The sequence below is a fragment of the Lactobacillus sp. UBA5813 genome (assembly GCF_002417895.1).
In the GTDB taxonomy this organism is placed as follows: Bacteria; Bacillota; Bacilli; order Lactobacillales; family Lactobacillaceae; genus Lactobacillus; species Lactobacillus amylolyticus.
Genome location: NZ_DICZ01000009.1, coordinates 71,241 through 84,879 on the forward strand (window position 1 = coordinate 71,241; position 13,639 = coordinate 84,879).

14 protein-coding genes are annotated in these 13,639 nt (G+C 36.5%); 5 read left to right on the plus strand and 9 right to left on the minus strand.

Features of this window, described 5'->3' with window-relative positions; all coding sequences use genetic code 11:
- Nucleotides 1-15 precede the first annotated feature (15 nt).
- From holA to typA, 9 genes are all read right to left on the minus strand, one after another.
- Nucleotides 16-1,002: a DNA polymerase III subunit delta gene (holA, locus tag B2008_RS01835; protein WP_281828452.1), complete on the minus strand. Its 987-nt coding sequence runs from the start codon at nucleotides 1,000-1,002 to the stop codon at nucleotides 16-18.
- On the minus strand, nucleotides 999-3,281 hold the full coding sequence (locus B2008_RS01840; RefSeq protein WP_281828453.1) for a DNA internalization-related competence protein ComEC/Rec2: 2,283 nt from the start codon (nucleotides 3,279-3,281) through the stop codon (nucleotides 999-1,001). Before B2008_RS01840 ends, holA begins: the two co-directional genes overlap by 4 nt.
- Entirely contained in the window at nucleotides 3,250-3,939 is a 690-nt protein-coding gene (locus B2008_RS01845; protein ID WP_281828454.1) for a ComEA family DNA-binding protein, read from the minus strand. Before B2008_RS01845 ends, B2008_RS01840 begins: the two co-directional genes overlap by 32 nt.
- 70 nt (nucleotides 3,940-4,009) lie before the next feature.
- Entirely contained in the window at nucleotides 4,010-5,056 is a 1,047-nt protein-coding gene (locus B2008_RS01850) for a SepM family pheromone-processing serine protease (protein ID WP_281828455.1), read from the minus strand.
- A gap of 4 nt (nucleotides 5,057-5,060) precedes the next feature.
- Nucleotides 5,061-5,540 (minus strand): pantetheine-phosphate adenylyltransferase, encoded by a 480-nt coding sequence (gene coaD, locus B2008_RS01855; RefSeq protein WP_281828456.1) that lies wholly within the window; start codon nucleotides 5,538-5,540, stop codon nucleotides 5,061-5,063.
- 3 nt (nucleotides 5,541-5,543) lie between these two features.
- Nucleotides 5,544-6,092: a 16S rRNA (guanine(966)-N(2))-methyltransferase RsmD gene (gene rsmD / locus B2008_RS01860; RefSeq protein WP_281828457.1), complete on the minus strand. Its 549-nt coding sequence runs from the start codon at nucleotides 6,090-6,092 to the stop codon at nucleotides 5,544-5,546.
- A complete protein-coding gene (locus tag B2008_RS01865; protein ID WP_281828458.1) occupies nucleotides 6,089-6,424 on the minus strand; it encodes a YlbG family protein in 336 nt (111 codons plus the stop codon). Before B2008_RS01865 ends, rsmD begins: the two co-directional genes overlap by 4 nt.
- Nucleotides 6,421-7,605: an FtsW/RodA/SpoVE family cell cycle protein gene (locus tag B2008_RS01870; protein WP_281828459.1), complete on the minus strand. Its 1,185-nt coding sequence runs from the start codon at nucleotides 7,603-7,605 to the stop codon at nucleotides 6,421-6,423. The genes B2008_RS01865 and B2008_RS01870 overlap by 4 nt, the downstream gene beginning before the upstream one ends.
- A gap of 96 nt (nucleotides 7,606-7,701) precedes the next feature.
- A complete protein-coding gene (gene typA, locus B2008_RS01875) occupies nucleotides 7,702-9,543 on the minus strand; it encodes a translational GTPase TypA (RefSeq protein ID WP_281828460.1) in 1,842 nt (613 codons plus the stop codon).
- 249 nt (nucleotides 9,544-9,792) lie between these two features.
- Between typA and def the strand changes: the two genes are divergently transcribed.
- From def to B2008_RS01895, 5 genes are all read left to right on the plus strand, one after another.
- Nucleotides 9,793-10,347, plus strand: coding sequence for a peptide deformylase (def, locus tag B2008_RS01880; protein WP_281828461.1), 555 nt, complete (start codon nucleotides 9,793-9,795; stop codon nucleotides 10,345-10,347).
- Nucleotides 10,348-10,728: 381 nt separating this feature from the next.
- Entirely contained in the window at nucleotides 10,729-10,950 is a 222-nt protein-coding gene (locus tag B2008_RS01885) for a DNA-dependent RNA polymerase subunit epsilon (RefSeq protein WP_006351440.1), read from the plus strand.
- 5 nt (nucleotides 10,951-10,955) lie between these two features.
- Nucleotides 10,956-12,635 carry a ribonuclease J1 gene (gene rnjA / locus B2008_RS01890; RefSeq protein ID WP_281828462.1) on the plus strand — a complete coding sequence of 560 codons (1,680 nt, stop codon included), beginning with the start codon at nucleotides 10,956-10,958 and terminating at the stop codon, nucleotides 12,633-12,635.
- A gap of 51 nt (nucleotides 12,636-12,686) precedes the next feature.
- A complete protein-coding gene (locus B2008_RS08270; protein WP_345739787.1) occupies nucleotides 12,687-12,995 on the plus strand; it encodes an acylglycerol kinase family protein in 309 nt (102 codons plus the stop codon).
- The gene (locus tag B2008_RS01895) at nucleotides 12,928-13,635 is read left to right on the plus strand and encodes a diacylglycerol/lipid kinase family protein (RefSeq protein ID WP_345739788.1); all 708 of its coding nucleotides are present in this window, start codon (nucleotides 12,928-12,930) and stop codon (nucleotides 13,633-13,635) included. The genes B2008_RS08270 and B2008_RS01895 overlap by 68 nt, the downstream gene beginning before the upstream one ends.
- Nucleotides 13,636-13,639 lie beyond the last annotated feature (4 nt).

The following is a 13,639-nucleotide window of genomic DNA, read 5'->3' on the forward strand; positions in this document are numbered from 1 at the left end:
CTTCTTTTTTTATTTCTAAACATTCAAAATATACATTTTAATAAAGTTATCGTCATGATAATTTCCATTTTTATAGTTATATTCCAGCTTAATTGCCTCTGCTAAAAGATTTTCTAATTTGTTAATTTGAATCCGGCTTCTAAATGCCAGCTTAACTCGATATGGATGTACGCCTAATTCTTTAACTATTTGCGGTTCGCTTCTTCCTCGTTTTGCCAAAATTTTTACAACCAGCAGAAGTTCAATTTGATTTTCAAAAACAGCCAGCAATTGAATTGCATTCGTACCTTCGCGCAACTGATCATTTAATCTGATAATTGCTTCTTGATAGTTCTGATTTAAAGCTGCCTCTAGAATTGCAAAAATATTTTGAGCTAGCGATAGATCAACATTCGTTTTAACGGCTTCTTCTGTGATTTTTTTGTCCACACAAGCCATTTTCAGCTTTTCATAATTACTTAAGATCGTGTCCATCACTTGATCGCTGCGCTCTACTAAAATCTGCAACGCAGACTGAGAAATTGTATATCCCTCCACTTTTATGAGCGCCTTCGCAATTGCTGCTACCTCATATGGTCTAACACGGGGTTCAACTACATTAAATGATCCCATGATTGTTTTGGTTAATTTGTTACGCCGGTCAATTTTTTCATATGAAGCAACAATTACAACAACATCTTCCAATTCTTTCAAATGAGAAAAAATATCCTGCAGCTGTTTTAGCTGCTTTTGATATTTTTTGGCAACCTTAGTTGTTAAAAAGAATGGCTGTTTAACCGTAATAATTTTTTGATTGGAAAAAAGGCTTGATTCGGTCAAAGCAGCAATCAGTTCGTCAAGGCCATCATTTTCACAATCAACAATTACATGATCTAAAGAAGCAAAACGCTCATCTTTTACATATGAACGAGCCAAATAATCATTCAGGAAATCATCGTCTCCCCATATTAGCGTATGCGGATTATTGTTATTCGTATTCTTAAATAAAGAAAGTAAATTCATTCCATTTTCTCCATGACAAAACGTTCAAAGTGAGGCTTTTTAAAGCCATAGTACCAGCTAATCATACCACAGTCTTGTGTTGAAGCCCACGGAATACGCAAACTGCGCAATGTGCTCAAGGTTTCCTGATGCGGATGACCAAAGCGATTATTTCTGCCTGCCGAAATAAAAACCATGCTCGGCGAAATTGCTTTCAAAAAATCCGGATTAGAAGAAGTTTTGCTCCCATGATGGCCCAGTTTGAAATAATCAACTTTTAATGGATAATTTGCTGCAATTTCCTTTTCACCATCTTGACCCAAATCTCCGGTAAAAAGCCAGCGTTTATGGGCAAGTTCAAAAGTCAGCGATAATGAGTCTTCATTTTTCCCCTCACCGGGCTTAAAAGGATATACTACCTGAAAATTAATCTTGGGTTCTTTGATTTGCATCCCCGCCAGCAATTCAACCAACTTGGTTTGACTGGTTTTACCGGCAATTCGTTTACAAAAAGATGGATTATTAAGCAATCCTTTTGCCATATACAGTTTTTTCACTTTAATTTGCTCCAGCAATGGACCTACATCCCCAACGTGATCGGCATCCTGATGGGAAACAAACAAGCCATCAATTTGATTAATTCCCTGTGCTTTCAATAAAGGCAAAGTTATGCGGCTCACTTGCGGGGTGATTTTTTTGCCTGAAAAATTAAGCTTTCCCCCGGTATCGATCAAATATACCTTTCTAGGAAATGGCGTCGTGATTAAAATGCTATCGCCCTGTCCGACATCGATGAAAGTAACCTGACCTTCTAATGGAAAATGAATTAAGCAAAAACCCATTCCATAGGTAGCCATTAATCCGGCAGCTAAACTCAGCTTCCACTTTCTTTTTGCGTTCTTCTTCGATAAATAAGCTATCAAAACAATTGCAATCAGCACAGTTATTAAGCATTCCCACCAATTAATTTTGCCAAAAACAATTAATCCTAATTTTGTTTGCGAAATTTTTCCAATAATTTCTTCCGTACTCTGTAGCAACAGTTCAATTTTGAAGCTTAAACTTGGGTTTAGCTTAAAAATTGCCAAGTTTAAAAACGAGGCCGGCATCACCACGAAATTAAAATATGGTATTGCCAAACTATTAAAAATAATTGTTAACACATTTACTTGAAAAAAGAAAAAGAACAGAAATGGCGTCAATAAAAGATTCATTAAAAAGGATTGCATCAGTCCCTGCTTATCTTGGGTTAATTGCAAACCAAAAGCTAATATATAACTTAAAATAGCTCCACTGCTCATAAATAAACACGGCAAAAACAGCAAATGTACAAGACAGGTTAATCCTAAGAGATCAAATCCTGTAATCTTCCATTTGCGCAAAGAAAAGATTTCTCCCAGCAAATAAGTCAAACTAGCGCGCACAAAGCCTGCCTGTCCAGCACTTAAGAAAATTCCAATGAGTAAAAATAGCACACAGGCAAAAAAAACTTGTCGATCAGTGAATTTCAGTAAATAAAGAATCGTACTGATCACTAAGGTATAAATGCCAACATGCAATCCTGAAATGCTAAGCAAATGGATGATGCCAAGATCGCGATAATTATTCATAATAGTTTTATCAGAAGATGGATTTTCTGCCAAAAGCAACTCGCTAGTAAAAAAGCTCAGCAATGGTGGCATCTGGCTAAAATATTGTTGCAAATTAAACCTTAAATGATGCAACTTTTCCTTGAAGCCGAAGCTGACCGGCTGCATCTGACAATTTTTGAATTCTATTTTTTGAGAAATTCTCTTTTCGGCATAGTATTTGCGATAATCTACCTCTCCTAAATTTGTTGCCGGCAAGATTTGAGATACTTCACCATTTAAATGATTTATTTGTACTGTTTTGCCTGATGCTAGCAAGCGCTTTTGTTCCGCGGCAATTTTTCCACTAATTAAAATTGAAGTTTTGCCAACTCTACCAGTTGCAGACATCCAGTCATCGCTAATGTTAACTTGATCAGGATACACTTTAACTACGGTATCTTCATTTAAAGAAACTTCATTAATTTGACTATTTTTGAATGCAAATAAGAAAAATATCGCTAAAAAAGCCGCTGAGACTAATAAATTCCGCCCATATTTTTTAAATAACAGATAACCAAAATATATGAGCAACAAACAGACAATTATTCGCTGACACTTGCTTTTAGCTATAAAAAATAGCATTGAAACCGAGACGGTCAAAAAACAAAAAAGCAGCAAATATCCTGGCTGAAGCAAATTAAATAGCCAATTGGTCTTTGAGTGCTGCAAAAGTCTTTTCCCCAATTCCTGAGACCTGCATTAGATCTTCAATCTTCTTAAAATCGCCATTTTGTTCACGATAAGCAATTATTTGTTCTGCTCTTTTTTCTCCAATTCCATTTAATTTTTGCAGATCAGCCGCACTTGCAGTATTAATGTTTATTTTTTCGCCATCACTAGAACTGCTGCTTGAAGCATCATTTTTTTCACTAGTGCTGTTCCCAGAAACGGTCGTTGCCGGATCTACTTTTTCACCCTTATAGGGAATATGAATCTTATCCTGATCTTTTAAAGTCAGGGCCCTGTTTATTGCTTTTAGCTGCGCATTGCTTTTTAACCCCCCTGCTGCTTCAATCAATTCTTGCAGTCTGGCACCATTTTTTAAGGTATAAATGCCTTGATGCTTTACAGCACCAGAAATATCACAAGTAACTTCTTTATTTTGTGATGAAGAATATCTGCTTGCTTGAGAAACGGATGAACTGCTTGAAGCCGCACTGCTAAAACTGCTCGAACTGTTTTCTTGTTCAGACATTAGGGTATTAGCTTCGCTGCTGTTTGAATGATCATTTTTCTGTAAAAAGAAAATGACGCCTACAATTGCACCAACAATCAATAGAATATTTTTCTTTTCGATAATCCAGTTTTTAATTTCTTCAAAACTCATAAACTACCTCCCATTATTTAAATACGAAAAAAAGGCTCAGAATTTTTTTCTGAGCCTAATTTTTTTGTTTTTATTTATAATTTTTCTTCAGATAGTTTAATGCGTCTGAAAAAGTAGCAACTGGAACAATCTTCATCTTACTGTGAATTCGCTTAGCCGTTCTTTTGGCTACTTCATAATTAGTATTTGATTTTTTGACCCCTGTTGAATCTGTTGGCGCAAAGAATACTTCTGCCCCCGCTCTATCAGCAGCAACTACTTTCTTATCAACCCCACCGATAATTCCGACTTTTCCAGTAGCATCAATGGTACCAGTACCTGCTATTTTATGATTCTTAGCCAGATTTTGATGAGTAAAAATTTCGTAACTTTCAAGCGTGAACATTAATCCAGCACTTGGACCGCCGATCGCACCTGCATTAATTTCAATTTTCGGATTGGTTGTTACTGTTAAATGCGCTAATAATTGAATGCCGATACCTTTACGCGTGCTATTCTTTAATTTGACAATCTTCCCACTGTAATTCTTTTTTACTTTGTTTCTTAAAACAGTGATTGTAACTTTAGAGCCAACTTTCTGTTTATTTAAATAAGTCATCATTTGTTTGGTTGAATGGAAGCGATGACCGTTAGCACCTAAAACCGTATCGCCGATTTGCAATTTGCCTTTGAAGCTTGAATTATTTTGAATCGCCATTACATAAACGCCAAGATAATGCAATTTTGGTTTTAAACCTGCTTTTTTAGCAGCATAATAAATTGCGTTCTGCTGAGACGTTTCCATATACCAATTTTGCAATTCTTCATATTGACTATTCGTCTGTCCTCCAAGAAATTCTTTACTTGGAACGCGAGTATCGTAGTGCTGAGTAAAACTCCACAAATATTGAAAAACATTAACCGGTTGCGCACTGATGCTTACCGTTACCATGTTTAAATTATTCGCTTTTTTCTTATTTGTTTTAATAAATTCACTAACTGGGAAAACTTCTCCGGGACTTTCAATGTAATAGTTAGTTGGCAAACAGCCGATAATTGCTAAAAGAATGACAACAATGATAGCAATCAGCCAATTGCGTCTTACTTTTTTTGTCTTATAATTCTTGGATTGACTCATAAAATCATCTCAATTTCTTTTTAAGTGCATCCGCAACATTAGCAGGCAAAAATTGTTCAATATCACCATTAAATCGCGCTACTTCTTTAATCATGCTTGAAGCAACAAAACTATTCTCAGGATCTGTAAACAGCAGTACTGTGTGAACTTGATCGTTAAGTCGTTCATTGATCCCTGCTATTTGCTGCTCATATAAAAAATCCTCAGTGTTTCTGACTCCCCTAATGATAGCCGAAGCCTTTAAATGCCTGGCAACATCAACCGTTAATTGGTCAGGCTTTGCTAAAACTTCGATATTGGGGATGTCTTTAAGAGCTTCCTGAGCCATTTGAGTACGTTCTTGCGAATTAAAAAGATAATGTTTATTGGTATTGGTCATAATTACTACATAGACTTTATCAAACATTGTCGCTGCCTTCTTAGCGACATCCAAATGTCCATTAGTAATTGGATCAAAACTTCCTGGAAATAAAGCAATCGTCATAATTTAATCCTTTCGGTAAATTCTGACAATGGTTTTGCCCAAATGATGATCTTTAATCAAAGTAAAACCAGCGATTTCTGGCAAAACAGTTTGATCATCAGTTTCGGCAACAACAATTGCGCGCTCATTTAAAAGATTATTATTCAGCATCTCAATCATATCGGACTTCATTTTCTGTTTAGCATATGGCGGATCCAAAAAGACCAAATCAAATTTTTTACCGCTTTCAGCGAATTTTTTTAATGCCATTTTGCTTGGCATTTTAAAAACAGAGAACTTATCTTCTTCTTTCGTTAAAGCAACGTTCTTCTTGATTATCTCAACAGCAGCGTAATTAATATCAACTAAAGTTGCATGACTATACCCGCGAGAAACAGCTTCAATTCCTAATGCTCCACTGCCTGCATACAAATCCAGTACTTCACCGCCGTTAAAAAATTGACCTAAAGAATTAAAAAGTGATTCCTTAACTTTATCACTAGTAGGTCTGGTTTTTCGACTTTTTAAAGTAAATAAATTACGCTTTGCATATTTGCCTGATATGATTCTCACTTCAACAAATCCTCATTTTTTGATTGTAATTTTATCTCAGCTTCTTTGGCCATATCTGCAATCTGCTGTTCGATATGACTGCTGCTTAAATCAACGTCTTCTTCATCAGAAAATTCAACTCGCTCAACAAAGTCTAAATGAGCAATTTCATTTTTTACTTTATTTGCTTCTTCACTATCTAGGTAAAGCACGCAATATTTCATCTTATTAGAAAAATAGACAATATTGCCATATTTTCTCAGCTTATATTGATCGCCAACATTGTACAAGTAGATCAATAAGCAAGTACGCTGCTGCAAACCGGCTCCTTTCAATTCTTCATCAATGCTCATGCGACTGTCTCATCTTCCTCTTTCTTAATTTTTTCATTGGTTGAAATATTCAGTACTAATGCAATACAGCAAGTCAAAACAATCATGGATGAACCACCATAAGAAACAAACGGCAGCGTAACCCCCGTGATCGGCAATAAACCAACTACAGCACCGATATTAAAAAGTGATTCAGTGAAAATAATTGTCGTGACACCGAAGCAAACTAGAGCGTTGAACTGCGAGGTAGCATGGATACCAACCTCCATAATATTCCACATTAAGTAAAATAATAATCCAATTATAAGAATAGCTCCAATTACTCCAAGTTCTTCTGCGGCAATCGATAAAATGAAATCAGTATATGGTTCTGGCAAATATCCCCGTTTTTCCATACTGTTTCCTAACCCTACGCCAAAGAGCCCGCCATTATGAATTGCATAATAAGAGTTTACCAACTGGGCACCGCCCTTACGTTCCAATTCAAAGGGATGCAAAAAGGAAAGTAGTCTTTGAAATTGATAACTGGTTTGCAAAAATTTAGGATTCCAGAAAATAACTAGGAAAAAGACTGCAAAAACAGCGATTACGATTGCAATCAACCAGCGAATAGCTAGAGAAGCTGGAATACCAGAAACAGAAAACATTACCAATGCAATCATGAATAAAATTGCTGTTCCCCCAAAATCTGGTTCAACGATGACCAAAGCCATCATAATTGCAGTCATTAAAGCAGGGTGAGCTAAATTTGACCAAATATGTCCTTTCACTAATTTGCCATCACGTCGATCTAAGACATAGGCTAAATAAAGAACAAGCGAAAGCTTAGCTACTTCAAGCGGCTGCAAGTTAATGAAACCTAAATTTATCCATCCAACAGCCCCATTAACGGCAGCGCTTGAGCCTTTAACAATTTTTAATCCAACCAAGAAGGCCAGCATAGCCAAACTAATCAACAGGAAGTACATAACAAACTTTTTATTCTTGAAAACTTCCAATTTTAAAGCAAAAAATGGAATTCCAAATATGAAAAAGGCTACGGCAGCGAAAATTGCTTGTTTAATTCCATATGTTGAAGGTTTAAAACCATTTTGCAACAAAATGTCAGAACTAGCTGAGTAAACTAAGATCACACCCATAATCACTAAAAGCAAATATGGAATAAAAATATTGTAATTCAGATAATGTATTTTTCGACGCACCGCTGCTGTCTCCTTTTTAAATAAATATGCTTGTTTAATTATAAAACAAAAAAGCCAACACTGCATAACAGTGATGGCTTTTGTTCAAATCTTTAATTAAGCGCGGTTACGTCTCTTGTCTGCCTTTTGACGTTCTGAAGTGTTCAAAATCTTCTTACGAAGACGAATTGACTTAGGAGTTACTTCACAGTATTCATCATCGTTCAAGAATTCGATAGCTTCTTCCAAAGTCATCTTCTTTGGAGTCTTAATGGCAGCTGCGTGGTCTTTACCTGCAGCACGGGTGTTAGTTAAGTTCTTACCCTTAGTTACGTTAACTGCGATATCACGTTCACGAGAAGATTGACCTACGATCATACCTTCGTAAACTTCAACACCGGCACCAATGAACAATACACCACGTTGTTCAACTGATTGAAGTGCGTAAGTAGTTGATTGACCTTGGTTGATTGAAACCAAAGCACCGTTACGACGACCTGGTTCCCAGTTCTTAATCATTGGTTTGTATGAGTCAAAGCTGTGGTTCAAAATACCATAACCACCAGTTTGTGACATAAATTCGTTATTGTAACCAATTAAACCACGTGAAGGAACAAGAAATTCCAAACGAGTTTGACCATTTCCTGTTGCTTCCATGTTTTGCATGGTACCTTTTCTTTGTGAAAGTGAGTCAATAACGCCACCCACGTATTCATCTGGAGTATCAACTTGAACAGCTTCAAATGGTTCACACTTGACGCCGTCGATTTCACGATAAATTACCTTAGGACGTGAAAGTTGTAATTCAAAGCCTTCACGACGTAATTCTTCAACCAAAATTGAAAGGTGAAGTTCACCACGACCAGAAACAGTCCAAGCGTTTAATTGGTCAGTTGGTTCAACCTTTAATGAAACATCAGTACGAGTTTGGCGAATTAAACGATCTTCAAGCTTTTTAGGAGTTACTTGGTCACCTTCACGACCAGCAAATGGTGAATCATTAGCAACAAAGTCCATTTGAAGTGTTGGTGGATCAATCTTAAGAAGAGGCAAAGCTTCTGGGTGATCAGCTGAAGCAATCGTTTCACCAACATAAATATCGTTAATACCACTAATAGCGATAATGTCGCCTGCTTTAGCTTCTTTAATTTCATTACGCTTTAAACCGAAGAAACCAAACAACTTAGTAACACGGAAGTTTTGCGTTGAGCCATCACGCTTCATAACAGTGATGTTGTCGCCAACCTTTACCTTACCACGGTAAATACGACCAACACCGATACGACCTACGTAGTCATCCCAATCAAGCATAGTAATTTGGAATTGAAGAGGTTCGTCTGAATTATCAACTGGGGCTGGAATATTCTTGATAACAGTATCAAAAATAGGATCCATAGTATGTTCTTGCTTTGCTGGATCTGGATCATAAGATGAAGTACCATTCAAAGCTGAAGCATATACTACTGGGAAGTCAAGTTGTTCATCATTAGCTCCTAATTCAATAAAGAGTTCAAGAACTTCATCCAAAACTTCCTTAGGACGTGCACCTGGTCGGTCAATCTTGTTTAAGACAACGATTGGCTTAACACCAGCTTCGAGAGCCTTTTTCAAAACGAAACGAGTCTGTGGCATTGGGCCTTCGTATGCATCAACAAGCAAAAGAGCTCCGTCAACCATGTGCATGATACGCTCTACTTCACCACCGAAGTCGGCGTGTCCTGGCGTATCCAAAATGTTGATAGTAGTATCCTTGTACTTAACAGCAGTATTCTTTGACAAAATAGTAATACCACGTTCACGTTCAATAGCATTTGAGTCCATTGCACGATCTTCCAGATTCATGTGTTCTGGCAAAGTATCAGATTGCTCCAATAATTGGTTAACCAAAGTAGTTTTACCGTGGTCAACGTGGGCAATAATAGCGATATTTCTAAGATCGTCTCTTCTTTTTTCTGACAAAAGTATTCCTCCCCATCTTCAATAAAAAAACTGTGACCCGGTCACAGTTTCGGTAGCGCATTACGCTTTATCGAAGTGCATTTCTATCTGTATAGTTACGTTTTGTAATTTTACCACCTAAGCTTATGGTGGTCAACGTTTAAGACTAATTTTTCATTTTATCTTTTTTATTGGCAAAAATTAGACATTGCTTATTAATTTATGGTAAAAATAATATTGAGACAAAATGATTATAAAGGAGATATCAAATTGATTTTAATGAAAGATATTACGCGTGACGGAAATCCCGTTTTACGTAAAGTTGCGCAACCACTTACTTTTCCACTTAGCGATCATTACAAGCAATTAGCAAAAGATATGATGGAATATTTAATTAATTCACAAGATCCTAAAATTGCTGAAAAACATCAACTTCGTGCCGGCGTTGGTTTGGCCGCTCCTCAAGTCGACGAAAGCGTACAAATGGCTTCCTTGCTTGTTCCAGATGACAAGGGAAACATTCTTTTTAAAGAAACGTTTGTAAATCCAGAAATTATTTCTGAATCTGTCAGAAAAGTTTGCTTAAGTGAAGGTGAAGGCTGCTTAAGTGTTGATAAAGAAATTGATGGTTACGTTCCTCGTCCAGATAAATTAACTATTCACTACTTCACTGTAGATGGTGAAGAAAAAACAATTCGCTTAAAAGACTATCCTGCAATTGTTGCCAGTCACGAAATTGACCACCTTAACGGTCACCTTTTTTACGATCGGATCAACAAGCAAGACCCATTCCATTTGGACGAAAGCACCATCGTCATTTCTTAATATGTTATTTTTAAGACAATAAAATAACAAAGCACTAACCAATGATTTAGGTCAGTGCTTTTTTTAGGTTAAAAATTTCATAAAGAAAAAAGCCGTTGGGTGACTGGGCCAACAGCTTTTTGGTTTATGTAGGAATTAAGAAGATCGAAGAGGCTTCTTTGTTTCAAGTAAATGAGTTATAAAAGCTATTTACCATGTCTTATGGTAGTCCTTTTGTTATTTATAGTCAACATATTCTCTGTTTTTAAAAAAGTCATAACACTTAGCTTTTTTCTATACTTACCTTATTAATTATGATAAAATTTTTATTAGCTATAGAATATTTTTTATAAATATTCATTTTGAGAACGTTTTTTACAATAAATTAAGGAGATTATAAATATGATCTACAAAGTTTTATATCAAAAAGACAAGATTGTTAACCCACGTAGAGAAACAACACAAACTCTTTACATGGAGGCAGACAACCAAGTCGAAGCAAGAACATTGGTTGAGGATAATACCCCCTACAACATTGAACTCATCCAAGAATTAACTGGAAACTCTTTAAAGTACGAAAAAGAACACGCTGATTTTAAATTAACGTCGTTCGATAAGAAGTAATAAGAGTGCGAATAAAAAATAATGAAGTTGCCGTTTTCGCCATCGGGGGTCTGCACGAAATCGGTAAAAATATGTACTGTGTCCAATACCAAGATGAAATTATTATCATGGATTGTGGCATTAAGTTTCCCGAAGACAATTTACTAGGTATCAATTATGTTATTTCTGATTATTCCTACCTGGTTAAAAATCGTAAAAAGATTAAAGCACTAGTTGTTAGTCACGGACATGAAGACCACATCGGAGGCATTCCATTTTTATTGGAAAAAATTCCTGAAATTCCTGTCTACGCAACTCCATTTGCTTTAGCTTTAATCAAAGGCAAGTTAGAAGAACACGGTATTTTGAATACAACTGAGCTTCATGAAGAACATGAAGATACAGTTTTAAAATTCAATAAATTAAGTGTTTCCTTCTTTAGAACTACTCACTCTATTCCTGACACTTTGGGAATTGCTGTTCATACTCCACTTGGAGCAGTAGTCTTTACTGGTGACTTTAAATTTGACTTAACACCAGTAATGGATCAGCCGGCTCCAGACTTTCAAAAAATGGCCAAGCTTGGCGATGAAGGCGTCCTAGCTTTATTGTCTGATTCAACCAACGCCGAAGTACAGCAATTTACCAAGTCTGAAAGATTTGTTGCTAAATCTTTGCATGACATGATCACTGGAATTAAAGGCAGAATCATTTTTGCTACCTTTGCTTCAAATCTTTACCGTGTATCAACAGCTATTCAAGCTGCAATTGATACTGGCAGAAAAGTTGCCATCTTTGGTCGAAGCATGGAAAATGGCGTACAAAATGGGATTGATTTAGGCTATCTTAATTTGCCTGAAGGTTTGATTGTCGATGCGGATGAAATTAATCATACGCCACCTGAAAAGGCAATGATTTTATGTACTGGATCACAGGGTGAACCATTAGCTGCCCTATCCAGAATTGCTAATGGTACTCACCGTCAAATCAGTTTACAGCCTGATGACACAGTTATCTTCTCATCTAACCCAATTCCAGGAAACACATTAAGCGTTAACCACTTAATTAACAAGTTAATGGAAGGTGGCGCACATGTCATTCATGGTCGTGTAAACAACGTCCACACTTCTGGACATGGTGGTCAAGAAGAATTAAAGATGATGGTTCGGTTAACTAAACCTAAGTACATGATTCCTGTTCACGGTGAATACAGAATGCAGGTTATTCATACCGAACTTGCACAAGAAGCTGGCGTTCCAGCTGACAACACATTTGTTTTATCAAATGGTGAAGTAGTCTGCTTTGGGCCTGAAGGAGCAAGAATTGCCGGTCATATTCCAGCTGGTGATGTCTATGTTGATACTTCAGGTACAGCAGATGTAGGCAACTTAGTTGTTCATGATCGACAAATTCTATCTGAAGAAGGATTAGTTGTAGCTGTTGCTACTGTCGATTATAAACATAAGTGCGTTTTAGCTGGACCTGATATTTTAAGTCGTGGATTCGTTTATATGCGCGAATCTACTGAATTAATTAGTCAGGCACAAAAACATGTTTACCACGTTCTCAGAAATGAAATGGCTAAAACGGATAAGCCTAAAGATAGCGATATTCGTAAGGCAATTATTGAAAACCTTTCTGACTTTTTATATTCCAAGACAGAAAGAAGTCCGATGATTTTACCAATGATTGTTGAAAAGAAATAAATTTAAAAGAAGCCCGCAAGGGTTTTCTTTTTTTAGAAAAACAAGTCAAAAATGCAAAATATTAAAAAAATACATTTACTTTTGAATCCCGTGGCGGGCAATGGCCAAGCTTGTGAGACTTTTTCCGAGCTTAGCAAAGTTTTGCAGGAGAAGCTCCTACCCTTTGATTACCAAGTAAGCAATTATTCTGGAGAATTAATCAGCTTAGCTAAAAACTATGGCAACCTCGCCCATCCAGAAAATGAAATTTTGATTGTTATTGGCGGAGATGGATCTTTAAACGAAGTTCTCAATGGAATTAAAAACTTCAAATCATCCCGAAACGCCAATTACCTATCTCCCTGCTGGTTCTGGCAATGATTTTGCACGTGCCGCTCATTTATCAAAAAAGCCGGAAGAACTGGTAAATCGACTTTTACAAAATTTAGATTATCATCCAGTTGGCTGCGGCAAGTTTATTTCTTCGTTAAAAAACAACCGACCATATTATTTTGTAAATAATTTTGGGATTGGGTTTGATGCTTTTGTCGTGTACAGCAGCAATCATCAAAAAATGAAGGAAAAATTGAATAAGCTTCATCTCGGCAATTTAATTTACGCGTCTAATATTATTAACGTACTTTGCCGACAGGACACTTTCTCCGTCAAAGTAACAAAGGACAATCATATATTGCAATACGATGATGTCTACTTTGTCACTACCACAAATCATCCATATTTTGGCGGTGGATTTGCAATTTTGCCTTCAGCTAACATTCACAGCCATCATTTAGATGCGGTCGTTGTTCAAAAGCCGAGTTTGCATAAGTTTATTCGCCTTTTTGCTAAATTGTTAAAGGACGGCTCTCATGTTTATGATCCGCATTTTCATGACATTGCCGGCAGTAAAATTGAAATTGTCACTTCTAAGCCAGAATATGGCCAAATTGACGGCCAAGATCAAAAAAAGCAAAAATTCAAAGTTGCATTTCAAATTGACTCATTTAATCTAAGACAATAAAAAG